The organism is Peribacillus cavernae, from assembly GCF_003989135.1.
Taxonomy (GTDB): Bacteria; Bacillota; Bacilli; order Bacillales; family DSM-1321; genus Peribacillus; species Peribacillus cavernae.
In genome coordinates, this window is the sequence record NZ_RYZZ01000003.1 from 76184 (window position 1) to 101355 (window position 25172).

Below are 25172 nucleotides of genomic sequence, written 5' to 3' on the forward strand. Positions count from 1 at the left end.
TGGACAAAGTGACTGAAGAAAAAATTTACGACGTGATCATAATCGGTGCAGGACCTGCCGGTATGACAGCGGCTGTATATACATCCCGTGCAAATCTTTCAACTTTAATGCTCGAACGCGGAGTGCCCGGCGGCCAAATGGCTAATACGGAAGAAGTGGAAAACTATCCGGGCTTTGGCTCCATCTTAGGTCCTGAGCTTTCTACCAAGATGTTTGATCATGCGAAAAAGTTTGGTGCGGAATATGCATATGGAGACGTAAAAGAAGTGATCGATGGCGAAGAATATAAAACGATTATTGCCGGCTCCAAGGAGTATAAGGCCCGTGCCATCATTGTAAGCGCCGGTGCCGAATACAAAAAGATCGGTGTGCCTGGTGAAAACGAACTGGGAGGACGCGGCGTTTCTTATTGTGCAGTCTGTGATGGAGCATTCTTTAAGCAAAAAGAGCTTGTCGTCGTCGGCGGGGGAGACTCTGCTGTTGAAGAAGGAGTGTATTTGACAAGGTTTGCTTCTAAGGTAACGATCGTGCATCGCCGTGATGAGCTCCGCGCGCAAAAGATTCTTCAAGACCGCGCGTTTGATAATGAAAAAATCGATTTCATCTGGAATCATACTATTAAACAAATTAATGATAAAGACGGAAAAGTCGGCGGCGTAACGCTGATAAATACTGTGAACGGAGAAGAACAGGAATTCAAAGCGGACGGCGTGTTCATTTACATCGGAATGCTTCCTTTAACTAAACCGTTCCAAAGCTTAGGCATCACAAATGTTAACGGTTATATTGAAACCAATGAAAGAATGGAAACGAAAATACCGGGCATTTATGCGGCAGGGGACATCCGTGAAAAAACGCTTCGCCAAATTGTCACGGCTACAGGTGACGGGAGTATTGCAGCCCAAGCTGCGCAGCATTATATAGAAGAGCTGAAAGAGCAGATGAAATTAAAGCTTAATATCGGGGCTGATATCGGACGATAAAATGTAATATTTAGCAATCCGTAATTCCGTTTTAATTATGCTGTAACATATATGAAACAATGTTCGGGTATAGTTAGAATAGAAATTGACCCCCTTTTTTAATATAAACCTTGGCTGGCACGGACATTATTGTTCCGTGCCTCTTTTTTTTATCTTTCCAGATGGCCAGTATGCTCATTGTGGGCTTTTTATAAAAATAGTATAATGATAAAAATAACAATCCATCTTTGTGAATGTCAGGTTGGGCGGTGCGTGCAAGCAGAATAGAGAGTTAGCGTGAATAGGCTTTTAGACGTCTTAGTTCAGGCGATTGAGGTGAAAGAAAGTGCAGCGTGTTACGAATTGTGTTTTGGTTAAGGATGATCATATCTTGCTGTTAAAAAAGCCGCGGCGTGGATGGTGGGTGGCTCCTGGCGGGAAAATGGAACCGGGGGAATCAGTGCGAGATGCCTGCATCAGAGAATACCGCGAAGAAACCGGAGTGTATTTAAAGAACCCAGCTATCAAGGGTATCTTCACATTCATTATGAAAGAGGGAGAAAAAGTCCTCTCCGAGTGGATGATGTTCACTTTCATGGCGTCAGAGTCTGACGGTGTGAATCTTGAAAAGTCCGAAGAAGGAGAACTATCCTGGCACCGGCTGGAAGATATCAACAACCTTTCAATGGCAGAAGGTGATCATCATATTTTGGAATATATGATTCATGGAACCGGCATCATTTATGGTACGTTTACATATACACCAGATTTTAAACTAATTTCATACAGACTTGATCCTGGTTAAGTCAAATCCATGTTCGCCACAGGACGTGGCGGTTGTTAGTCGACGTTCCTTTTTACAGGGCGCTTACGCTTTTCCATTGGGGGGAGGATATATGAGTAAAGGTTCGGTTAGTGGGACTCAGTTAGTGATAATAACGGGCATGTCAGGTGCTGGTAAAACGGTTGCTATCCAAAGCTTAGAAGATTTGGGGTTTTTCTGTGTCGATAATTTGCCGCCGACATTACTGCCGAAGTTTCTTGAATTAATGAAAGAATCCGGCAAAAAAATGAATAAAGTTGCCCTTGTTATGGATTTGCGGGGCCGCGAATTTTTCGACCATTTATTTAAGGCGCTCGACGATCTTGCGGAGACGGCATGGGTTACTCCACGGATTCTGTTTCTGGATGCTGACGATTCAGCCCTTGTCCGGAGATATAAGGAAACGAGGCGGACACATCCGCTTGCTCCTTCAGGACTGCCTCTGGAGGGGATCAGTCTGGAACGAAACCTGTTAGAAGAATTAAAAGGCCGGGCACAAACGATATATAATACTTCAGCATTAAAACCGCGGGAACTGAGGGAAAAAATTTTAACAGAGTACTCCAATAATAAAAAGGCCATCTTTACGGTGAATGTGATGTCATTCGGCTTCAAGCATGGACTGCCGATCGACGCCGACCTCGTTTTTGATGTCCGCTTTCTCCCAAATCCACATTACATTGAACATATGCGGCATAAGACAGGCCTTGATGAAGAAGTGTCAGGTTATGTATTGAAATGGAATGAAACGAGCAAGTTTTTAGAGAAGGTAACGGATTTGTTGAGTTTTATGCTCCCCCACTATAAACGGGAGGGAAAAGCGCAACTTATCATTGCGATTGGCTGTACGGGCGGCCAGCACAGGTCTGTAGCACTGGCTGAATATATTGCGAATTATTTCAAAAAAGATTACGTTACCCATGTTACCCATCGTGATATAGAGAAGAGGCCGAGTAAAATTGATACCAAACAAACCTGAACGACCGCGAATTGCCATAATTGGGGGAGGTACCGGGCTCCCTGTTTTACTGCGTGGTTTAAAAAAATATCCTGTTGATATTACAGCGATTGTCACTGTAGCGGACGACGGCGGCAGCTCGGGCCGATTAAGGAACGAGCTGGACATCCCGGCACCAGGTGATATCCGAAATGTTCTGGCCGCTTTATCCGATGTAGAGCCGCTTGTCGAGCAGATGTTCCAGCACCGATTCGCAAGTTCGAATGAACTCACCGGCCATTCGCTTGGGAACCTGATTATTGCTGCCATGACCTCAATTACAGGAGATTTTGTCCATGCAATCCAAGAGATGTGCAAGGTATTGAATGTCAGGGGAAAAGTTCTCCCGTCCGCCAATCAAAGCGTTATCCTCCATGCCGAGATGGATGACGGCAGCATCGTGACAGGGGAATCAAAAATTCCGAACGCAGGGAAAATGATTAAACGCGTGTTCCTGTCACCGGATAACATTATGCCATTGCACGAGACCATCCAGGAAATCCGGCAGGCCGATCTAATTGTAATCGGTCCCGGCAGCCTTTATACCAGCATCCTTCCAAACCTGCTTGTACCCAATCTTGGAGCAGAAATTCGCAGCTCAAAGGCTAAGAAGGTTTACATTTGTAATTTAATGACTCAGGCAGGAGAAACCTTGGATTACACGGCAAGCGATCATGTCAAGGCAATTTACGGGCATATGGGACGTGAATTTATCTCAAGCATCCTAGTCAACAATGAACCCATTCCTTATGCCGTGCAGCAGCGATATAAAGAAGAGTATGCCCAGCCGGTGCAATTTGATATAAAGAGTTTATCGGCTCTCGGTTTAGAGATCGTGGAAGATAAAATTTATAGTTTCGATAAACATGTCATCAGGCACGATACAGAAAAGGTAGCCCATATTCTGTACAATATGCTTTTAGATGAAACTAACCGTCGATTCATTCGTAGATAAGGATAGTCGATGTTCCTTTTTACAAGGCGCTTGCGCTTTTCTCAAATTGATAAGAAAATATACTTTTCGATGGGAACGAGTGTCTAGCTCCAGCGCCTAGCCCCTCGAGCCATAAGCCAATCATCTGATGGGGAGAAAAACCACTCCCCATACAGATGCTCGTCTTATGCTTGTCGGACTTGCGCAGGATGCGCTGACGTCGACGTTCGCCACAGGACGTGGCGGCTCTTAGTCGACGTTCCTTATTACAAGGCGCTTGCGCTTTTCTTATTGGAGGTGGGATTCATGTCGTTTGCTTCGGAAACGAAAAAGGAACTGACAACATTGGAAGAAAAAGATTGCTGTGGAAAAGCTGAATTGTGTGCGCTGATTCGAATGAATGGCTCGCTCTCGTTTTCCAATCGAAAGCTTGTGGTCGACATTCAAACAGAAAATGCGGCGATTGCAAGAAGAATTTACACATTATTAAAGAAAAATTATGAAGTAGTCCAGGTGGAATTGCTTGTCCGCAAAAAAATGAAGCTGAAAAAAAATAATGTCTATATAGTAAGAATGTCTTCAGGTGGACAACCCATCCTAGCAGATTTGAAGATATTGGAGGGCGGTTTCACGATCCAGCACAGCATTTCAAAAGAGCTGGTCACAAAAAGGTGCTGCAAACGTGCTTATTTACGAGGTGCTTTTCTGGCAGGGGGATCTGTCAATAACCCTGAAACCTCCTCCTACCACCTCGAAGTGTTCTCGCTTTATAAAGAGCATAATGATGCCCTTTGTGAATTAATGAATCAATTTGGATTAAAAGCAAAAACACTCGAGCGCAAGAAAGGCTATATTACCTATTTAAAGGAAGCGGAAAAAATCGCTGATTTTTTAAGTATAGCCGGTGCACACAACGCTTTGCTGCGATTTGAGGATGTACGTATTGTCCGCGATATGCGTAATTCCGTGAACCGTCTGGTGAATTGTGAGACAGCCAACCTGAATAAGACAATCGGTGCTTCTTTAAGGCAGGTAGAAAACATCAGGTTTATTGATGAAACGATTGGCCTTGGCATATTGCCCGACAAGCTCCGGGAAATTGCTGAGCTGAGAGTGGCATTTCAGGATGTGACACTGAAAGAACTTGGCGAAATGGTATCCGGGGGAACAATCAGTAAGTCGGGAATTAATCACAGGCTGCGAAAGATTGATGAAATTGCAGAGAAGCTAAAAACCGGTGAATCTGTTCCCTCACAAAAAATATAAAAAAGGAGGAAAAAGGAATGGTTGAAAAACAAGTGGAAGTACGCTTGAAAAGCGGATTGCAGGCCCGCCCGGCTGCTCTTTTCGTCCAGGAAGCGACCCGGTTTAGCTCGGAGGTTTTCTTGGAGAAGGATGGAAGGAAAGTGAATGCCAAAAGCATTATGGGTTTAATGAGCCTTGCTGTAAGCTCCGGGTCAGTCATTAAGCTGACTGTAGAGGGCAGGGATGAAGAGGAAGCTTTTGAAGCCTTGCAGGCTTTTATTGAACAAGATATCTAATAAGAAAAAGGATGCACAATCTGAAAGATTGGCATCCTTTTTAGTTGGATTATTCTTTTTTCTCGCTGTCAGTGTTGCGGGAGATAACGTTGTCGATTAATCCGTATTCTTTTGCTTTCTCGGCAACCATAAAGTTATCGCGCTCTGTATCGCGCTCAATTACATCAAGCGGCTGGCCCGTACGTTCAGAAAGAATTTTATTTAGTTTATCACGCAAGAAAAGGATACGGCGTGCAGCAATTTCAATCTCGGTGGCCTGGCCTTGTGCGCCGCCAAGAGGCTGATGGATCATCACTTCACTGCTTGGAAGAGCGTAACGTTTTCCTTTTGCGCCGGCAGCAAGAAGGAATGCACCCATTGATGCAGCCATTCCGATACATACAGTAGAAACATCCGGCTTCACATATTGCATCGTATCATAAATCGCCATACCGGCTGTGATGCTTCCTCCCGGAGAGTTGATGTATAAAGTAATATCCTTTTCCGGGTTTTCCGTTTCAAGGAATAATAGCTGGGCAACAATTGAGTTGGCGACGTTATCGTCAATGCCGCTACCAAGCATGATGATACGGTCTTTTAATAGACGGGAATAAATATCGTATGCACGTTCCCCGCGGTTTGTTTGCTCAATGACTGTAGGGATTAAGTTCATATTTTCTTCCTCCTTAAATTGAAGAGAATTATTATCGGTTTCCTTGTTGGGAATCCTCTATGTAAGTTATGATACACTTTTTGGTCAATTAAGGTCAAACAAAACAACCTTGCTATAACAATAATTTGTTCGACAATTTTCCAAAAATGTGAAAAAAAGAATGACTTTATCCATGATACCCATAATGATTGCATTTAAACATGAAAGCCACTTGCAAACTAATGGAATCTGACATATAATAAAACTCGTTGACTAATAAGGCGCTTGCGCTTTTCTAATGCCCTCGTGGTGCAACGGATAGCACGTAAGCCTCCGAAGCTTGAAATGTGAGTTCGATTCTCGCCGAGGGCATCATAGAAATCAATGAGTTCTTATGTTTGTATGTTTTTTATACAAGCATAGGAACTTTTTTTGTTGGGTGCTTTTCAATTGCGGATAGCACGCAACGAATAACACGCAATTGGAGGAAAAATATATGCCATTTATTAGATACACGCAAATACAATGACTTGATCGGTTCTTTTGTAGCTGATTTGGTATTACAAGTATTATTTTTAATGGTTGCTAAACTTTTTTGTTGTTACCAACGTTCTCTTTCATATAATGGAAGAAGGGAGAAGGTAGGAATAATTTAGTAAGCGTTTTCAATGGCTTTTTCTACAAGATTATCTCCGTATGCTGTAGAATAGAAACGGGGGGAGAAGCATGAATATGAGAGCGGGGCTTTTTCAGCAGCAAACATTAAAATTAGCGATGACCCAAGAATTGAGCCAGGCAATTGCCCTTTTACAATATTCTTCACAGGAACTAACGGCTTTCCTGGAGAACAAGTCTTTAGATAACCCTTTAATTTCCCTTGAATACCCGCAGTCGCTTATTTTTCAGCAAAAGGGAGCGAAGACAAAAGGGAATCGTATCACCATGGGGCGGGATCCGAAGTATTGGATCGAACAAATTGGCGAGGAAACGCAAACCCTGGAAAAACAATTATTATCACAATTGAATGTTAACAAGCTATCAAAAAACAGACTGAAAATTTTTCTGCAGCTTATTCGAAATATTGATGAAAATGGCTATCTAAGAATTGGGTTGCATGACGCTGCCGCAGTGACCGGGACAAACGAGACGGAAGTTGCTGAGTGCCTTAATGTGCTTCATCAGCTCGAACCTTTTGGCATCGGTGCCAGAAACTTGCAGGAATGCCTGTTAATCCAGGCAAAACAGGCGAAACATAAATGGGCAGAGAAAATTCTTGAGGAATACTTTCTGCTTTTCGCCGATAAAAAGTGGAAGGAACTGGCGAAGAAGTTACAAATTACTTTACAGGAAATCCAGGGTGTATCCGACTTTATCCAAACATTAAATCCCCGGCCAGGATCGTTATATGTTCAGGAGAAACCAGCTTACATCGTTCCTGATGTCGCAGTCGAGCTCAGGGATGGGGAGTTCATTATCACAAGCTTCGAAAAAAACGCACCTAAAATAAGTACAAACGAATCCTATATGGAACAAATGAAGCAGCATAAAGACCAGCAGGTTGACCGCTTTCTGCAAGAAAAGTGGCAGGAATTCCAATGGATTCATCGAGGCGTTCAGCAAAGAAGAGAAACAATTATGAAGGTTACCGGTAAGATTGTCGAAAGGCAACCGGAATGCTTTTATAAAGGAATGTCATTTCTGGCTCCGATGACGATGAAAGAAATTGCCGAGGAATTGGAAATTCATGAATCCACTGTCAGCCGGGCAGTTAAAGATAAGTATGTGCAGGCTCCGTTTGGAACTGTGGAAATGAGGGCCTTCTTCACATCGACATTGCAAACAACGTCGGAAGAGGATATTTCCACACAAAAGGCAAAGAAAGCGGTTGAAAAAGCAGTGCATGAGGAAAGTAAACAAAAGCCGCTCTCGGATCAAGATATTTCCAATACGTTGAAATCTGAAAAAGGAATCGTCCTATCAAGGAGGACGGTTGCGAAATACCGTGATCAGTTGAGGATTCCTTCTTCATCAAAAAGAAAGAGATTTGACTGAGACAAAACTTGATGAGCCTATTATACGAAAAGGCAAAGGATGATTGATTTGATGCAAGGAGAGCTGCTGCTTTACAGCAGGGTAAAGTGCCCTTTATGTGACAAGGCAAAAGATATTCTAGATGAATTAGTAAAAGAAATCGGCATCTCATATAAAGAGATTGATATTTATTCCGATGATGATTTGATTGAGCGATTCGGATTGATGATTCCTGTACTTGAATGGCAAGGTGAAATCCTGCAATACGGCAATATAGATAAATATGGTCTTCTTAATCGGTTGCAAAAATAATCAAAACTTAAATGTTGAAGTAGATATTCTTTCCTGCTAAAATAAAAAAAGTAGCAGGAATTTTTTTTTACCGTAAGTGGGACACTAATTGTCTAACCGGGACAAATTAAGTCCCTTTATAAAATTATCCAAGGAGTTTTTTACATGCGCTCATTGCTTGACGTACAAAGGAAATTATTACCCGATTTCCTTGCGGTTATGCAAAAACGATATGATATCCTGCGTTATATCAAAATTATGCAGCCGGTCGGCAGGAGGAGTTTGGCGGTTAGCTTGAACTTAACGGAAAGGACGTTGAGAAGCGAAGTTGATTTTTTGAAGGATCAGCAACTTATTTATGTGTTCAGCTCTGGCATGCGGCTCTCAGAGGAAGGCGAGGACATCCTCGAAAAGTTAGAAGGCATCATGCGGGAAGTGATGGGGATAGACTCAATGGAACAGGATTTAAAACGAAAATTAGCTTTAAATGAGGTAGTCATTGTTTCTGGTGACAGCGATCAATCACCCTGGGTAAAGAGCGAGCTTGGTAAAGCATGCGCAAACCGTATGAAACAGGAATGGATTGGGAATAATATCATCGCTGTAACTGGAGGGTCAACAATGGCTGAGGTGGCGAACATGCTGACACCTCTCCCCGATGGCGAAGAGTTAATTTTCGTGCCTGCCCGCGGCGGCCTGGGGGAGGATGTTCATAACCAGGCTAATATGATTGTTTCTAAGATGGCTGAGAAAGCGGATGCTTCGTACCGTGTCCTTTATATCCCGGATCAGGTCAGTAACGAAGCTTATCAATCTTTTATGAAGGAACCGACGATCAAGGAAGTAATCTCGCTCATCAGATCAGCCAATATCGTTGTACATGGGGTCGGGGACGCACTCGCGATGGCCGAAAGAAGGAAGACAGCGCCGGATGTTATGAAAGTAATTACGGAAGGCAACGCTGTTGGGGAAGCGTTTGGGTATTATTTTAACGAAAATGGCGATGTTGTACATAAAGTGCAAACAGTCGGCATTCAGCTGGACGATCTTGAACAAGCAAGAAGCGTAATTGCGGTAGCCGGTGGGAAATCAAAGGCAAAAGCAATCCGTTCCTATATGAAAAGAGCTCCTTCGTCTACTGTTTTGATAACAGATGAAGCTGCTGCAACAGAGTTATTAAAGGGATAATATCCTTTTTAAATAAAAACTTTTCCTAATTAAAAGGAGGAACTAAACATGACAGTAAAAGTTGGTATCAATGGATTTGGACGTATTGGACGTAATGTATTCCGCGCGGCTTTACGCAATCCAAACGTAGAAATAATAGCAATCAATGATTTAACAGATGCAAATATGTTGGCCCATCTATTACAATATGACACCGTTCACGGAACATTGAATGAAAAAGTAACTGTAGATAGTGATTATCTTATAGTTGAAGGCCATAAGATTAAAGTATTAGCGGAGCGCGATCCTGCACAACTTGGCTGGGGAGACCTTGGCGTTGAAGTGGTTGTAGAATCTACAGGCCGTTTCACAAAACGTGCGGATGCAGCGAAACATCTTGAAGCCGGTGCTAAAAAAGTGATCATTTCAGCTCCTGCAAACGATGAAGATATCACAATCGTTATGGGCGTAAACAACGATAAATATGATGCAGCTAACCACCATGTCATTTCCAATGCGTCTTGTACAACAAACTGTCTGGCTCCATTCGCGAAAGTGCTAAATGATAAATTCGGTATTAAACGTGGGATGATGACGACCGTTCACTCTTATACAAACGATCAGCAAATTCTTGACCTTCCGCACAAAGACTATCGCCGTGCACGTGCAGCTGCAGAAAATATTATTCCGACAACCACAGGCGCTGCAAAGGCTGTTGCACTAGTATTGCCTGAATTAAAAGGAAAATTAAACGGTATGGCTATGCGTGTTCCTACACCAAACGTATCTGTTGTTGACCTAGTTGCTGAACTCGACAAAGACGTGACTGCAGAAGAAGTGAATGCAGCTTTTAAAGAAGCAGCTGAAGGTGATTTGAAAGGTATTCTTGAATACAATGAGCTTCCACTAGTATCTACCGATTACAATGGCAGCCGTTATTCATCTTCTATCGATGCCCTTTCCACAATGGTTATGGAAGGTAACATGGTGAAGGTCCTTTCTTGGTACGATAACGAAACTGGTTATTCCAACCGTGTAGTAGACCTTGTTGACTATATTGCTTCAGAAGGACTGTAATCTACAAAAAAGTTTGTCATGATATAATAAAGTGATAACTTTGGAAATTATTCTTATGGAAATTTTGGATAATTTACTGTAAAGAGACTATAATGAAAAAGAGAAAAAGGGGAGATGGGATATATGCCCTCTCCCCTTTGAACTGAGATTTAGCTTTGTTTGTAAAAGAGAAAGAAAGTATAACTTTTTCAATGTGTACTGGTGTCTAGCGCAAGCAGCCTAGCCCCGACGCACAGGACGTGCTAGTGCCGACGAAGACATAAGGACGTGGCGATCTTAGTCGGCCTCGAGGTCATAAGCCAAGCATCTGATGGGGAGAAAACCGCTCCCCATACAGCTGCTCGTCTTATGCTTGTCGGACTTGCGCAGGATGCGCTGACGTCGACGTTCGCCACAGGACGTGGCGGATCTTAGTCGACGGTCCTCGTGCTAAGGCGCTTGCGCTTTTTATTAAAGGAGGTTCTTGGGTCATGAGTAAGAAGTCGATTAAGGATATCGATGTGAAAGGCAAACGCGTTTTTTGCCGTGTCGATTTTAACGTTCCAATGGAGAATGGCAATGTAACGGATGATACGAGAATCCGTGCAGCTCTCCCTACGATTCAGTATCTTTCCGAACAAGGGGCGAAGGTAATACTGGCAAGCCATCTTGGACGTCCCAAAGGCCAAGTTGTTGAGGAGCTGCGCCTTACTCCTGTGACAAAAAGGTTAAGCGAATTGTTAAACAAAAATGTGGCGAAATCGAACGAAGCCTATGGCGATATTGCAAAGGCTGAAATCGAGAAGCTAGACAACGGAGACGTTTTATTACTTGAAAATGTCCGTTTCTATCCAGGAGAAGAAAAGAATGATCCGGAATTGGCCAAGTCCTTTGCAGAACTAGCAGATGTATATGTAAATGACGCATTTGGTGCTGCCCACCGCGCCCATGCATCCACTGAAGGAATCGCTAAACATTTGCCTTCTGTTTCAGGTTTCCTTATGGAAAAAGAGCTGGATGTTCTCGGCAAGGCTTTGTCGGATCCTGAACGTCCGTTCACTGCGATCATCGGCGGAGCCAAGGTTAAAGATAAGATTGGTGTTATTGATAACCTGCTTGAAAAGGTCGATAACCTGATTATCGGCGGCGGTCTTGCTTATACATTCGTAAAAGCGAAAGGCTACGAAATCGGCAAATCCTTGCTTGAAGAAGATAAAATTGACCTTGCGAACTCTTTTATAAAAAAGGCGGAAGAAAAAGGGGTCAAGCTATATATGCCTGTTGATGTAGTGGTAGCTGACGACTTCTCAAAAGATGCGAACACAAAAGAAGTGGCAATCGATTCGATCCCTGTTGATTGGGAAGCTCTCGATATTGGCCCTAAAACAAGGGACATCTATGCAGATGTGATCAAGAGTTCAAAGCTTGTGATCTGGAACGGTCCTATGGGCGTATTTGAAATTGACAAATTTGCGGGTGGAACGAAGGAAGTGGCAGAAGCACTTGGCGAAGCTGACGATACATACAGCATCATCGGCGGCGGTGATTCAGCAGCAGCTGTCGAAAAATTCGACCTGGCCGATAAAATGTCGCACATTTCAACCGGCGGCGGTGCATCACTTGAATTTATGGAAGGTAAGCAATTGCCGGGAGTCGTAGCCCTTAACGATAAATAAAGAAAGCATGCTCAAATAGGTATAACGGTTTGCAGATTATCGTCTGGACATATGTAAAACCGTCTTACTAAAGAAAGGATGTTACAAAATGCGTAAACCAATCATTGCAGGCAACTGGAAAATGAACAAGAAACATTCGGAAGCGAAAAGCTTTTTAGAAGAAGTGAAAAGTCTCGTACCAACAAAAGAAGCTGTAGATTCAGTCATTTGTGCACCTGCGCTATTTCTGAACGAGCTTGTCGCGCTTTCTCAAGGAAGTGCCGTCAAAATCGGCGCTCAGAATATGCATTTTGAAGAAAGCGGAGCATTTACAGGAGAAATCAGCCCACTAGCTTTAGAGGATGTCGGCGTCGAGTATGTCATTATTGGCCATTCCGAACGCCGTGAAATGTTCAATGAAACTGATGAAACTGTTAACAAAAAAACCCTGGCTGCTTTTAGATACAATCTTATTCCGATTGTGTGCTGTGGTGAAACCCTGGAGCAGCGCGAGAGTGGCAAAACGAACGAACTTGTTGGGAACCAGATTCAAAAAGCGTTAGAAGGGTTGACTGAAGATCAAGCAAAGCAGACAGTCATTGCTTACGAACCTATCTGGGCGATCGGAACTGGAAAATCCTCCACTGCTGAAGATGCCAATGAAGTTTGTGCACATATCCGTTCTGTAGTGGCTTCTCAGTTTTCACAGGATATTGCCGATAGTGTCCGTATCCAATATGGCGGCAGTGTGAAACCGTCCAATATCAAAGAATACATGTCACAGCCGGATATCGATGGTGCATTGGTAGGCGGCGCAAGCCTTGAAGCACAGTCTTTCCTTCAACTATTGGAGGCTGGAAAAAATGAGTAAGCCACCCGTAGCGTTAATCATCTTAGATGGTTTCGGCTTACGTAACGAAGTAAAAGGAAATGCTGTCGCTCATGCAAAAAAGCCTAACTTTGATCGCTTTTGGAATACGTATCCGAACGCTCAATTAACTGCGAGCGGTGAGGCAGTCGGCTTGCCTGCAGGGCAAATGGGGAACTCCGAGGTCGGCCATTTAAATATTGGCGCCGGAAGGGTCGTCTATCAGAGTCTAACCCGGGTTAATGTTGCCATTCGTGAAGGTGAGTTTTCCGAAAATGAAACATTTCTTAACGCCATGAAGTATGTTAAAGAAAAAGGAACGGATTTACACCTCTTTGGCTTGCTGTCTAATGGGGGAGTTCATAGCCATATCAACCACATGTATGCCCTTCTGAGAATTGCTGCAAAAGAAGGCATCAAAAATGTGTATGTCCATGGGTTTTTGGACGGACGTGATGTAGGCCCAAAAACGGCGCAGGGCTTCATCGAAGAAGCAGAAGCTAAAATGAAGGAAATCGGGGTCGGCAAGTTTGCGACGATTTCCGGACGCTACTATTCAATGGACCGGGATAAACGCTGGGAGCGTGTTGAAAAGTCTTATCGTTCCATGGTTTACGGTGACGGTCCTGCCTATACTTCAGCACTTGAATGTGTGGAAGATTCTTATAAGCACGGAATTTTCGATGAGTTCGTCATTCCTTCCATAATCACTGCTGAAGATGAGAAGCCAGTTGCTACCATCAAGGACAACGACGCGGTCATTTTCTATAATTTCCGCCCCGACCGTGCGATACAGATATCCAATACATTTACGAACGAGGATTTCCGCTCGTTTGACCGCGGACCCGGATATCCGAAACAACTTCACTTCGTATGCTTGACACATTTTTCCGAAAGTGTGGACGGATATGTTGCTTTCAAATCGGTAAATCTCGATAATACACTTGGCGAGGTTTTATCACAAAACAACTTGACGCAGCTACGAATTGCAGAAACGGAAAAGTATCCGCACGTTACCTTTTTTATGAGCGGAGGACGCGAAGAAAAGTTTCCGGGTGAAGAGAGAATTTTGATTAATTCACCTAAGGTAGCGACTTATGACCTGAAACCTGAGATGAGTGCCTATGAAGTTACCGATGCACTTATGGAGCAGATTCAAAATGACAGATTTGATGCGATTATCCTGAACTTTGCTAACCCCGATATGGTTGGGCACTCAGGAATGCTTGAACCGACAATTAAAGCGATAGAAACAGTGGACGAATGTCTTGGCAAAGTTGTTGATTTAATCCTTTCTAAAGGCGGCGTTGCCATCATCACCGCGGACCACGGCAATGCCGATGAAGTGATGACGCTAGAAGGGAACCCGATGACAGCCCACACAACGAACCCGGTGCCTGTCATTGTTACGAAAAATGGTGTAACATTAAGAACTGATGGTATTCTCGGAGATTTAGCCCCGACAATGCTCGACTTGCTCGCCGTGGATAAGTCTATGGAAATGACAGGAACATCATTAATTAGCAAATAAAAAGGAGAGAGTTAATATGCCATTTATCCAATATGTATACGCTCGAGAAGTACTTGATTCCCGCGGCAATCCAACAGTGGAAGTAGAAGTAATGACAGAGTCCGGTTTCTTTGGACGCTCAATAGTACCATCCGGAGCATCCACCGGTGAATACGAAGCTGTTGAGCTCCGTGATGGAGACAAATCCCGTTACCTTGGAAAAGGTGTACAAAATGCAGTAGATAATGTAAATGACATCATAGCAGAAGCAATCATCGGCTTTGATGTTACCGATCAAGTCGGCATTGACCGTACTATGATTGAACTGGATGGAACCGAAAACAAAGGAAAATTGGGTGCCAATGCGATTCTTGGCGTTTCTATGGCTTGTGCTCACGCAGCAGCAGAATCTGTCGGTCTTCCTTTATACCGCTACCTTGGCGGATTCAATGCGAAGCAATTGCCGACTCCAATGATGAACATCATCAACGGCGGCTCCCACGCTGACAATAACGTGGACTTCCAGGAATTCATGATCCTTCCGGTAGGGGCTCCTACATTCAAGGAAGCAATCCGTATGGGCGCCGAAGTTTTCCATGCTTTGAAATCCGTTCTCTCATCTAAAGGCTTGAATACAGCAGTTGGGGACGAAGGAGGCTTTGCTCCTAACCTTGGTTCAAACCGTGAAGCTCTTGAAGTCATCATCGAAGCAATCAAAAAAGCCGGCTATGAGCCTGGGCAGGATGTCTACCTCGGGATGGACGTTGCATCATCTGAGTTCTTTAACAAAGAAACAGGCAAATACGACCTTGCCGGTGAAGGCCGCACAGGTGTGACTTCTGAAGAAATGGTAAGCTTCTACGAGGAATTGGTTAACGAATTCCCGATCCTCTCCATTGAAGACGGACTTGACGAAAACGACTGGGAAGGCCATAAGCTCTTAACCGACCGCCTGGGCAAAAAAGTTCAATTAGTCGGTGATGATTTATTTGTTACAAACACGAAGAAACTCGCTGAAGGCATTGAAAAAGGCGTAGGCAACTCTATCCTTATCAAAGTAAACCAGATCGGAACCTTGACTGAAACATTTGATGCAATTGAAATGGCTAAACGTGCCGGTTACACAGCCGTCGTTTCCCACCGCTCAGGTGAAACAGAAGATGCAACCATCGCTGATATCGCCGTTGCTACAAATGCTGGCCAAATCAAAACAGGATCGATGTCCCGTACTGACCGTATCGCGAAATACAACCAATTGCTCCGTATCGAAGACGAGCTTGGTGAATTAGCCATTTATGCTGGCTTGAAGTCTTTCTACAACTTAAAGATATAAATAAAAAAATCTGCCTCTGACGAGAGGCAGATTTTTTTGAAAATCAACAGCATGTTCTCCAGAATTTATCGCCGAAAGTCGAGATATCACCAAAGTCGAAATATATCATCGTAATTTAAAATGCATGCACAAATCCAATTTTACCGATACTGTGGTGGTGAGAATCAGTTTGTTACAGGTACAGCATTTGTATATTCCTCCAGCGTAATTCCTTTATTTGTGATCTCGGATGCAACCGATTTTCCTACATATCTCAAGTGCCACGGTTCATATTTATAACCGGTAATAGCCTGCTTTCCTTTTGGATAGCGGATAATATAGCCTTGTTCGTGAGCATGATTGGACAGCCAGGCAGATTCTTTGGTATCTCCAAAGCAGTCAATTGTCGCACACTTGCCGCTAATGCCACTTATATCGACAGCCAGTCCGGTTTCGTGCTCGCTTGTTCCCGGAAACGCGCTGTACGTCGCGGCAATCTCATAGCCATCTTTTTCAACATTCTTCTCAAAAACATCCTTCTGGGTTGTATGGGAACGGTAGGCTGAAACACCGGCCAAATGCACACCATCTTTTTCTGCAGCCTGAAATAATTCTTCTAATGCATACGCCGCTTGCTTTCGCATCATCCGTTTTTCGATCTTTTCGTCAAAAAGAAAGGGAACATCCGGATAGACAAGATCTTTTGGTTTATAATTTTCCGGCAAGGCATAATCTTTGTTTACGAGGGCGGGAATGCTATTGGGATGAGTGACCATTGGTGTACTTGACTCTGCCTTGTCATTCTTATTACTCTGAATATGAATGATCTTCTCATCGTTGTCCTGCACTAAATAATAAGGATCTTCATTCCGGCAGCCTGTCAGAAAAATTGCAAAAAGTAAGGCAGTTATTATGATATGCTTTTGCATATGGAAGACTCCTAGAGTTTGTCTTTTATTAGTTATTCTAGACTTGTAAAACAGGTTATATACAGAGTCTGCAAAATATCATTCTGATGGGATCGAGAGGCAATTTGTAAATGGAGCTTTAATTCCATTGTGGAAATGGTAATTTTGTGATACAATAGAAATAATGGTTTATGGTATTCGGGAGGTATTATGTATGCACGCACTTCTAGTTACATTATTAGTTATTGTTTGTGTCGGGCTTATCGCATGTGTATTGCTGCAATCGGGAAAAAGTGCTGGATTATCCGGTTCAATTGCCGGTGGGGCTGAACAGTTGTTTGGAAAGCAAAAAGCACGTGGCATTGATTTGGTCCTGCACCGCATGACAATCGTTCTGTCTGTCCTTTTCTTTATCTTGACGCTGCTAGTTACTTATATTGGCCTTTAATTTAAAATACAAAAGACCAGCCTGGCAGCCATGCCGGGTTTTTTTTCTATAAATAGAATCTATCAAAGAAGTTGGTTTATTAGCTGGTTTTACGCATCAATTGGGGATAAAATAAGTTTAATCAAACGATTGATTAAGAACGTTTTAGAAGAGTATAAAGGGGTTTTTAGCATATGAAAATTAAGTTGCCGCAGCCATTTACCTTTGAAGGAGGAAAACGTGCTGTCTTGCTTTTGCATGGGTTTACTGGCAATTCCTCTGACGTGCGGATATTGGGCCGTTATCTTGAGAAAAGGGGCTATACATGCCATGCACCGCAATACAAAGGGCATGGGGTGCCGCCGGAGGAACTGCTTGAGACTGGACCAAAAGATTGGTGGAAGGACGTCATGATGGCTTATGATCATCTGAAAAGTAGAGGACATGAGGAAATAGCAGTTGCCGGACTTTCACTTGGAGGCGTATTTTCCCTTAAATTAGGTTACACTGTTCCTATAAAGGGTATCGTGCCAATGTGTGCGCCAATGTATATAAAGAGTGAAGGGACAATGTATAGAGGAGTTTTGGAGTACGCTAGGGAATTTAAGAAACGTGAAGGAAAAACCCTTGAGCAAATCGAAAAGGAAATGGAACTGTATACTCCGATGGTTACATTGAAGGCATTGCAGGAGCTTATTTCCGATGTGCGTAACCATGTAGACCATATTTACGCTCCTATCTTTGTCGCCCAAGCAAGGCTTGACAAGATGATAAATCCAGACAGTGCCAACATTATTTATAACGAAGTTGAATCAGATATGAAGGATTTGAAATGGTATGAGGAATCCGGGCATGTCATTACGCTTGATAGGGAACGCGAGCAGCTTAATGAAGATGTTTATCAGTTTTTAGAAAAGCTGGACTGGTCTGAGTAATTTTTAAGAAAAGCTTTCTCCTTCATTATCTATATCATAAATTTAGTTTAAAAACACCCTATAAAGGAGGGTTTTAGCATGGAAGAAAATATCCAGAACCATATGGATAAGCTCCTTTCTTATATGAAGGAGGAAGCGTATAAGCCGTTAACAGTCCAGGAGCTTGAAGAAGCATTAGGTGTGGAAGACTCCATCGACTTTAAAGATTTCGTTAAGGCGCTTGTTAAAATGGAGGAAAAGGGCCTAGTTGTACGGACTAGAAGCAATCGTTACGGCTTGCCGCAAAAAATGAACCTAATACGCGGAAAGTTGTCAGGACATGCAAAAGGCTTTGCGTTTGTAACACCTGATGATCAGCCAGGCCGAGATGATATTTTTATTCCGCCGAATGAGACGAAAAATGCGATGCATGGCGATATTGTTTTGGTGAGAGTTTCTTCGGAAAGTTCGGGTTCGAGAAGAGAAGGCACTGTTGAAAAAATTATTGAACGCGGGGTTACAGAGGTAGTAGGTACATATGTTGAGAGCAAGAGTTTCGGTTTCGTTATACCGGATGATAAGAAAATTGCCAACGACATTTTTATACCGAAAGAAGTATCACGAGGTGCAGTGGAAGGACATAAAGTGGTCGTCCGGCTTACTTCCTATCCTGAAGGCCGTGTCAGCGCCGAGGGAGAGGTCATTCAAATTCTCGGGCATAAAAACGATCCGGGCGTAGACATTCTCTCCGTCATACATAAGCATGGTCTGCCGATGGAGTTTCCTGAAGATGCAATGAAACAGGCAAATGAAACGCCTGATACCATCGAAGAGAGCCAAATTAAAGATAGAAGAGATCTCCGCAATCAAACCATTGTTACCATCGATGGTGCCGATGCGAAAGACCTGGATGATGCGGTTACTGTCACCAGGCTGGAAAACGGCAACTATAAGCTTGGTGTTCATATTGCCGATGTTAGCCATTATGTTACGGAAAACTCTAGCATCGACGTGGAAGCTTTTGAGCGCGGAACCAGCGTTTATCTTGTCGATCGGGTCATCCCGATGATTCCGCACCGCCTCTCGAATGGGATTTGTTCCTTGAATCCGAAAGTGGACCGGTTTACGCTATCCTGTGAAATGGAAATTAACGGGCAGGGTGAAGTGGTTGAGCATGAAATTTTCCAGAGCGTCATTAAAACGACAGAACGGATGACCTATAGCGACGTCAAAAAGATCCTCGTCGAAAAAGATGAAGAGCTTTATAAACAATATGAACCATTGATTCCAATGTTTAAGGAAATGGAAAAGTTAGCCCAAATCCTGCGCACGAAACGGATGGGCCGCGGTGCGATTGATTTTGACTTTAAAGAAGCAAAGGTTTTGGTCGATGATGAAGGCCATCCTACAGAAATCGTTTTAAGAGAAAGATCCGTTGCTGAACGCCTGATTGAGGAATTTATGCTGGCTGCCAACGAAACGGTTGCCGAACATTTTCATTGGATGGATGTACCTTTTTTGTACCGTATCCACGAAGACCCAAAAGAAGAAAAGTTGCAGCGCTTCTTTGAATTCATCACAAACTTTGGCTATATCGTTAGAGGAAAGGCGAATTCAGTTCATCCGCGTGCGCTTCAGGAAATTATTGAAGCAGTTGAAGGCAAACCTGAGGAGATGGTCATTTCCACAGTTATGCTACGCTCGATGCAGCAGGCGAAATATGATCCGGAAAGCCTTGGACATTTCGGGTTGTCGACCGATTACTATACACACTTTACGTCGCCAATCCGCCGCTATCCGGATTTGATTGTCCATCGTTTGATCAGGACATACCTCATCGAAGGAAAATTAGGTGAGGCGACCCGTGAAAAATGGAATGCGCGAATGCAGGAAATAGCCGACCATACATCAAAACGAGAGCGCCGTGCCGTTGATGCGGAACGCGAAACGGATGATCTGAAGAAGGCAGAATATATGCTTGATAAAATCGGGCAGGAATACGACGGCATTATCAGCTCTGTCACGAACTTCGGGATGTTTGTCGAATTGCCTAATACGATTGAGGGATTAGTCCATGTCAGCGCCATGTCAGACGATTACTATCGCTTTGATGAGCGTCAGCTGGCGATGATCGGGGAACGCACCGCAAAGGTATTCCGAATCGGTGATGAAATTTCCATCCGCGTAGCGAGCGTAAATAAAGAAGAACGTGCCGTGGATTTTGAAATTATCGGCATGAAAAATACCCGCAGCCGTGAAATGGGAGAAAAGCGAATCTTTAAAGCAGCTCCAAGCGATCGCAGCCGCCGTAAAGGCGGAAGCAGTGGCCAGGGAGGCCGTGGCAAGAATCGTTCCGGGGAAGGTGCATCTTCATCTGATGGAAAGCCGAAAAAGAAAAAGTTTTATGAGAACGCACCTTCCGCCAAACGTAAAAAAAAGAAACCGCGGAAAAGATAACTTTTCTGCTGGATGATTGATAAAAGGAGAGCCTCTTCGACAGGCTCTCTTTCGGTTAATGGGAAATAAGGAAGATTTTCACAAGGGGGAGTAGAGATGCCAAAAGGAGAGGGCAAGCAAGTTGCACAGAATAAAAAAGCAAATCATGATTATTTTATCGAAGAAACCTTTGAATCAGGGATCGTGCTGCAGGGTACAGAGATAAAATCGATCCGTGCCGGCAAGGTCAACATGAGGGACGCCTTTGCAAAGATTGAAAGAGGCGAGGTTTATCTCCATAACATGCATATCAGCCCTTATGAACAGGGTAACCGTTATAACCATGAACCGCTGCGCACCCGGAAGCTATTGCTGCACCGCAAACAGATCAATAAGCTGATCGGTGAAACAAAGGAGCAGGGCTACACGATTGTGCCGTTAAAGGTTTATTTAAAAAACGGCTTTGCCAAGGTGTTAATTGGCCTGGGCAGGGGTAAAAAACAGTATGACAAACGAGAAGATGTGAAGCAGAAGGAAGCGAAACGCGATATCGAACGTGCTTTCCGCGAGCGTCAAAAGATGTAGGATTTTACAGGAATTTACAATTGAAATTTCCTGAGAACATGATATAATAATACATGTACCGAATGACAATTGAATATCAGCAATAAGAGTTGACTATTCATTCTCGTACGCTCCATTCTTATCATGGGGACGTTACGGATTCGACAGGGATAGTTCGAGCTTAGGTTGCGAGTCGAGGGGATCGGCCTCGTTAAAACGTCAAAGCCTATAACTGGCAAACAAAACAACAACCTCGCTTTCGCTGCTTAATAACAGTTGATTGCGGTTCCTCCCTCCATTGCCCATGTGGTAGGGTAAGGGACTCACTCTAAGTGGGCTACGCCGGATTCCACCGTCTGAGGATGAAGGAAGAGAACAATCAGACTAGCTGCTCGGAAGCCTGTCGATAGGCCGACTAGTAAGCGAATTGCCAATATGTCGACTACACTCGTAGAAGCTTAAGTGCCGTTATGTCTGGACGTGGGTTCGATTAGTAAATAGTCGCCTTGTGTGGCAACACACAAGTGATAATCCGGCTTTATCGGTGAAACCTAAGTCGCAAAGGCGCGATAGGGCAATGCCGAGCGGTATGTGGAGCGATCCAACAGCCGTGTATCGACTTATAGGCTGCCGTGATACGGTAGTACTAGGATGCGGGATTCTGCATGAATGATTTGTGCAAATTCATATTTCGCATAATACGCCGGAGGACCTGTGTAAAGCAGGTTCAAGATATAGTCAGTGCCGTGCCGAAAGCATGGAGTTGCACGTCCCACCGTCTCCACTACATAGTGGAATTCAGTCAGGCCAGCACTTGAAGCATATATTGCTTGAATGGCAATTATATGCTTCAATATACTCCTGGCAAAAGGATGCTTCAGTTAATCACTTATTTTGAAAAAGTAGATTTTTTCTATATCTAATTTTGGACCTTTAAAGTTGCACAAACTAATCCTTATTTTATAAGGGTTTTTTTAATGCATTTTAATTCATCTATCTCAGCTTTGTAAGCAGTCGATCATTACAGTTTCATGATAGATCCCTACCGCGTTATTGTTTCTTACTTTGCTATTGAAGTTTTTCATGCTGTTAAATCTTAAATGGGAAGATAAAATTTAAAAATTCAGAAGAAGGGCAAGTGGGGCAGATGGGGAGTCCATGAGCTAATTCCTTTCACGGCTAAAGTAAGGGTAGTAAAATATAGTAAACAAGCAGTATTCAGTCGGCATATTGGTTAAACTAAACAAAATCTTTAAGGAGGTTTTCACTATGTCATTGAAAGAAAAAAGAGTGGTCGTTATCGGAGGTACTTCTGGGATTGGATTATCGACTGCCAAAGCATTTCTTGATGAATCAGCCCAAGTGATTATCGCCAGCCGTTCCTCGTCTAAACTTTCTGATGCGAAACAGACGCTTGGCGGTAATGTAGAAACATATGAAATCGATTTTCGCAGTGAAGAGAAGGTAGCGGACTTTTTCAATAAGATTGGAAAGTTTGATCATTTAGTAATTACAGCAGGAGATGGGGCAATGGGTCACTTTAGCGAGTTGCCTGTTGCAGACGTAAAAGAGGCATTTGACAGCAAGTTCTGGGGCCAATACATAACCGTCAGGAAGGCACTTCCTTATTTGAATCAAGAGGGATCAATCACGTTAACGTCCGGTGTGTACGGCATACGCCCTCCTAAAGGGGCCTCTACCTTAGCAGCAATTAATTCTGCGGTCGAAGGCTTGGTGCGCGGACTAGCGGTGGACCTGTCTCCTGTAAGGGTAAACGTTGTTTCACCAGGAATAGTTGATACACCGATGTATGCCGGGATGCCAGAAGAGCAACGGGAAGAAATGTACAGTGGAATTGCGCAGCAATTGCCTGTAGCACGGGTAGCACAGCCTGAAGATATTGCTCAATCTTATGTGTACTTAGCGAAAAACGGATTTACAACCGGATCAGTCGTTCTCATTGATGGGGGCGCACACTTGGTGTAATTAACTGAACTCGAAAAGGACCGCTGCCTAAAACTATAGGTGAGTGGTCTTTGTTTAATAATCAATTCTCCATACATAATCGATTCATCTTATTTAGTGAAAATACAAATAATGGATACTTAAACTTTTTTATTTATGATGGCACGGGCTTGAGTTTGATTTGTTTTCCTGAAAATTGTGTGAAATGTTCGTTCTTATGGAAGGAGAACCTCTAACTCCACGTACATGGCCACTCATTATGATCGATTATACAAATCTAAGAGTGATTATTGAAATATAAGAGCGATTATCAGAATATGAGAGCGTTCATTGAGATATAAGAGCGATGGGCATCTTTTTAACAAAGTAATTGTTGAAATTAGAAAAATAGCAAGCGGTTATCCTAAATATTTTCCAAGTTTATCTTTATTTTAACTTATTAGAGCGATTATCAAGAAATAAGAGCGATTATTCAGATTTTAGAGCTATTCCGGAAATTTAAGAGCGGTTATTCAAATTTATGAGCTAATTGTGATTAGCACTCAATCAGAAAAACTTCAAATATATAGTTTCTATCCGCAGCTAATCCTTAAAAGTGCTTCTTCACTCCGCCGGTCTCGGGCCTGGATTCATATCTGCTTGCTCCACAGTCATAATAGGACGAACGGAAATATCCCCGTCGATTCTGATTTGGCATGATAACCTCAAATTATCTTCGATTCCTTTTTCAGCAAACGCATTTTTCTCTTTATTTGTTACATCTTGATACTCTCCAGATAATATTTCTACCCTGCAAGTCGTGCATTTTGCATTTCCGCAGCAGCGGTGAAGAATATTTACGCCATTGTCTTCCAAAGCCAGTACAAGCTTAATACCTTTTTCTACAGGGTAGGTTCCATAGCCCGTTACATGCAAATGTGGCATGCCATACATACTCCTTTCATGAATCAAATTAGAGTCGATTTATTTTACTTTGCTCTATATCCGGAAAATAAATCATGTTCATTTAAGGTTTAACAATAAATAAATGAGGGGATTGAGAATACGAGGCTTTGAGAAGGATTTCATAAAAAGGAGGAGGCAAACAGGAATGACTAGTGTAAATGTAGCGATTATCTATTACAGCTCGACAGGTACGAATTACAAATTGGCAAATTGGGCTGGAGAAGGGGCAAAAGAAGCAGGTGCCGAAGTTAAAATATTGAAGGTTCCGGAACTCGCTCCGCAGTCAGCGATTGAATCGAATCCGGCATGGAAAGCCCATGTTGAAGAAGCAATAGATGTCCCTGAAGTTACATTGAACGATTTAGAATGGGCAGATGCGATCATTTTCAGTGTTCCTACCAGATTTGGTAATATGCCCGCGCAAATGAAGCAGTTTTTGGATACAACTGGCGGCATCTGGTCTAAAGGGAAGCTTGTGAATAAGGTCGTCAGCGCGATGAGTTCGGCCCAAAACCCACATGGCGGCCAAGAGGCAACTATCTTATCGCTCTACACCACCATGTACCATTGGGGAGCAATTGTAGCGACCCCTGGTTATACAGATCCTGTAACTTATTCTGCTGGCGGCAATCCATATGGAACAAGTGTAACGGTTGGTGAGAATGGCATGAAGGAAGATGTGCAAGCAGCAGTGGAATATCAGGCTAAACGAACCGTTACGGTTGCAGAATGGGTTAAAAAAGGAAATCAATAAGCGGTAAACAGCGGATAGTATCGGACAGTTGGTTACACTATACAAAAATGGCGGCATTACTCTGAAAGAGAAGGCCGTCATTTTTTATTGGTTATAAATGGTAAAACGTAAACAACGGAGACATGAATTTACTACAGAAAGGGAAGACCTGCGATGAGTTCACTGGACAAAGGGAAAATAACCGAAATCAAAGATCATATGGAAAAACGTCAGGTTACATTGTCTGAGGGAACATCGCTCCCAAGTTTAGGGCAGGGAACATGGTACATGGGGGAGAATCCTCAGGCGAAAGCAAAGGAAATCAAAGCTTTACAGCTTGGAATAGAATTAGGCATGAAGCTAATCGACACAGCGGAAATGTATGGGAATGGTGATTCTGAGCGTTTAGTAGGCGAAGCGATCAAAGGACTCAGGAAAGATGTCTTTCTAGTTACGAAAGTGTATCCATGATCTAGTGATGTACCGATTTTCTTCAAATGAG

At 43.2% G+C, this 25172-nt stretch carries 24 protein-coding genes, 1 tRNA gene, 1 other RNA gene and 1 pseudogene; 24 read left to right on the plus strand and 3 right to left on the minus strand.

Annotated features, from left to right (window positions below; all coding sequences use genetic code 11):
- The first annotated feature begins 8 nt into the window (after window positions 1-8).
- The 6 genes from trxB (at window position 9) to ELQ35_RS02570 (ending at window position 5257) form a co-directional block, all read left to right on the plus strand.
- Window positions 9-983: a thioredoxin-disulfide reductase gene (gene trxB, locus ELQ35_RS02545; protein WP_126863291.1), complete on the plus strand. Its 975-nt coding sequence runs from the start codon at window positions 9-11 to the stop codon at window positions 981-983.
- Between the two features lie 325 nt (window positions 984-1308).
- On the plus strand, window positions 1309-1767 hold the full coding sequence (locus tag ELQ35_RS02550; RefSeq protein WP_126863292.1) for an NUDIX hydrolase: 459 nt from the start codon (window positions 1309-1311) through the stop codon (window positions 1765-1767).
- A gap of 91 nt (window positions 1768-1858) precedes the next feature.
- On the plus strand, window positions 1859-2764 hold the full coding sequence (gene rapZ, locus ELQ35_RS02555) for an RNase adapter RapZ (RefSeq protein ID WP_126863293.1): 906 nt from the start codon (window positions 1859-1861) through the stop codon (window positions 2762-2764).
- Window positions 2748-3737 carry a gluconeogenesis factor YvcK family protein gene (locus ELQ35_RS02560; protein WP_370873488.1) on the plus strand — a complete coding sequence of 330 codons (990 nt, stop codon included), beginning with the start codon at window positions 2748-2750 and terminating at the stop codon, window positions 3735-3737. Before rapZ ends, ELQ35_RS02560 begins: the two co-directional genes overlap by 17 nt.
- A 285-nt stretch (window positions 3738-4022) precedes the next feature.
- Window positions 4023-4982 (plus strand): DNA-binding protein WhiA, encoded by a 960-nt coding sequence (whiA, locus tag ELQ35_RS02565; protein ID WP_126863295.1) that lies wholly within the window; start codon window positions 4023-4025, stop codon window positions 4980-4982.
- Between the two features lie 17 nt (window positions 4983-4999).
- Entirely contained in the window at window positions 5000-5257 is a 258-nt protein-coding gene (locus ELQ35_RS02570) for an HPr family phosphocarrier protein (RefSeq protein WP_126863296.1), read from the plus strand.
- A 49-nt stretch (window positions 5258-5306) separates the two neighbouring features.
- Here the strand turns inward: ELQ35_RS02570 and clpP are convergent, their stop codons facing one another.
- On the minus strand, window positions 5307-5963 hold the full coding sequence (clpP, locus tag ELQ35_RS02575) for an ATP-dependent Clp endopeptidase proteolytic subunit ClpP (protein ID WP_281278095.1): 657 nt from the start codon (window positions 5961-5963) through the stop codon (window positions 5307-5309).
- Between the two features lie 225 nt (window positions 5964-6188).
- Between clpP and ELQ35_RS02580 the strand changes: the two genes are divergently transcribed.
- From ELQ35_RS02580 to eno, 10 genes are all read left to right on the plus strand, one after another.
- Window positions 6189-6260, plus strand: a tRNA-Arg gene (locus ELQ35_RS02580).
- A 354-nt stretch (window positions 6261-6614) separates the two neighbouring features.
- A complete protein-coding gene (gene rpoN, locus ELQ35_RS02590; RefSeq protein WP_126863299.1) occupies window positions 6615-7940 on the plus strand; it encodes an RNA polymerase factor sigma-54 in 1326 nt (441 codons plus the stop codon).
- Window positions 7941-7991: 51 nt separating this feature from the next.
- Entirely contained in the window at window positions 7992-8231 is a 240-nt protein-coding gene (locus ELQ35_RS02595; protein WP_126863317.1) for a glutaredoxin family protein, read from the plus strand.
- Window positions 8232-8375: 144 nt separating this feature from the next.
- Entirely contained in the window at window positions 8376-9398 is a 1023-nt protein-coding gene (locus tag ELQ35_RS02600) for a sugar-binding transcriptional regulator (RefSeq protein WP_126863300.1), read from the plus strand.
- 48 nt (window positions 9399-9446) lie between these two features.
- Window positions 9447-10454 carry a type I glyceraldehyde-3-phosphate dehydrogenase gene (gap, locus tag ELQ35_RS02605; RefSeq protein WP_126863301.1) on the plus strand — a complete coding sequence of 336 codons (1008 nt, stop codon included), beginning with the start codon at window positions 9447-9449 and terminating at the stop codon, window positions 10452-10454.
- A gap of 267 nt (window positions 10455-10721) precedes the next feature.
- A complete protein-coding gene (locus ELQ35_RS22490; RefSeq protein ID WP_185861638.1) occupies window positions 10722-10868 on the plus strand; it encodes a hypothetical protein in 147 nt (48 codons plus the stop codon).
- A 56-nt stretch (window positions 10869-10924) separates the two neighbouring features.
- On the plus strand, window positions 10925-12109 hold the full coding sequence (locus tag ELQ35_RS02610) for a phosphoglycerate kinase (RefSeq protein WP_126863302.1): 1185 nt from the start codon (window positions 10925-10927) through the stop codon (window positions 12107-12109).
- Window positions 12110-12197: 88 nt separating this feature from the next.
- The gene (gene tpiA, locus ELQ35_RS02615) at window positions 12198-12959 is read left to right on the plus strand and encodes a triose-phosphate isomerase (RefSeq protein WP_126863303.1); all 762 of its coding nucleotides are present in this window, start codon (window positions 12198-12200) and stop codon (window positions 12957-12959) included.
- A complete protein-coding gene (gene gpmI / locus ELQ35_RS02620; protein WP_126863304.1) occupies window positions 12952-14487 on the plus strand; it encodes a 2,3-bisphosphoglycerate-independent phosphoglycerate mutase in 1536 nt (511 codons plus the stop codon). The genes tpiA and gpmI overlap by 8 nt, the downstream gene beginning before the upstream one ends.
- Window positions 14488-14503: 16 nt before the next feature.
- Window positions 14504-15799 carry a phosphopyruvate hydratase gene (eno, locus tag ELQ35_RS02625; protein ID WP_126863305.1) on the plus strand — a complete coding sequence of 432 codons (1296 nt, stop codon included), beginning with the start codon at window positions 14504-14506 and terminating at the stop codon, window positions 15797-15799.
- A 164-nt stretch (window positions 15800-15963) separates the two neighbouring features.
- On the opposite strand, the gene ELQ35_RS02630 is transcribed toward eno, so the two are convergent.
- Complete coding sequence (locus ELQ35_RS02630; protein WP_126863306.1) at window positions 15964-16707, minus strand: M15 family metallopeptidase; 744 nt, start codon at window positions 16705-16707, stop codon at window positions 15964-15966.
- Window positions 16708-16900: 193 nt separating this feature from the next.
- Between ELQ35_RS02630 and secG the strand changes: the two genes are divergently transcribed.
- From secG to ELQ35_RS02660, 6 genes are all read left to right on the plus strand, one after another.
- Window positions 16901-17134 carry a preprotein translocase subunit SecG gene (gene secG / locus ELQ35_RS02635; protein ID WP_126863307.1) on the plus strand — a complete coding sequence of 78 codons (234 nt, stop codon included), beginning with the start codon at window positions 16901-16903 and terminating at the stop codon, window positions 17132-17134.
- Window positions 17135-17307: 173 nt separating this feature from the next.
- The gene (locus tag ELQ35_RS02640) at window positions 17308-18048 is read left to right on the plus strand and encodes an alpha/beta hydrolase (protein ID WP_126863308.1); all 741 of its coding nucleotides are present in this window, start codon (window positions 17308-17310) and stop codon (window positions 18046-18048) included.
- 78 nt (window positions 18049-18126) lie between these two features.
- A complete protein-coding gene (gene rnr / locus ELQ35_RS02645) occupies window positions 18127-20484 on the plus strand; it encodes a ribonuclease R (RefSeq protein ID WP_126863309.1) in 2358 nt (785 codons plus the stop codon).
- Between the two features lie 96 nt (window positions 20485-20580).
- Window positions 20581-21048, plus strand: coding sequence for an SsrA-binding protein SmpB (gene smpB, locus ELQ35_RS02650; protein WP_126863310.1), 468 nt, complete (start codon window positions 20581-20583; stop codon window positions 21046-21048).
- A 133-nt stretch (window positions 21049-21181) separates the two neighbouring features.
- Window positions 21182-21520: a transfer-messenger RNA gene (gene ssrA / locus ELQ35_RS02655) on the plus strand.
- 776 nt (window positions 21521-22296) lie between these two features.
- A complete protein-coding gene (locus ELQ35_RS02660; protein WP_126863311.1) occupies window positions 22297-23013 on the plus strand; it encodes an SDR family oxidoreductase in 717 nt (238 codons plus the stop codon).
- Between the two features lie 582 nt (window positions 23014-23595).
- On the opposite strand, the gene ELQ35_RS02665 is transcribed toward ELQ35_RS02660, so the two are convergent.
- Window positions 23596-23916 (minus strand): 2Fe-2S iron-sulfur cluster-binding protein, encoded by a 321-nt coding sequence (locus tag ELQ35_RS02665; RefSeq protein ID WP_126863312.1) that lies wholly within the window; start codon window positions 23914-23916, stop codon window positions 23596-23598.
- Between the two features lie 166 nt (window positions 23917-24082).
- Between ELQ35_RS02665 and wrbA the strand changes: the two genes are divergently transcribed.
- Window positions 24083-24691: an NAD(P)H:quinone oxidoreductase gene (wrbA, locus tag ELQ35_RS02670; protein ID WP_126863313.1), complete on the plus strand. Its 609-nt coding sequence runs from the start codon at window positions 24083-24085 to the stop codon at window positions 24689-24691.
- 153 nt (window positions 24692-24844) lie between these two features.
- Window positions 24845-25138, plus strand: a pseudogene (locus ELQ35_RS02675) (aldo/keto reductase); the annotation flags it as partial.
- Window positions 25139-25172: the final 34 nt, after the last annotated feature.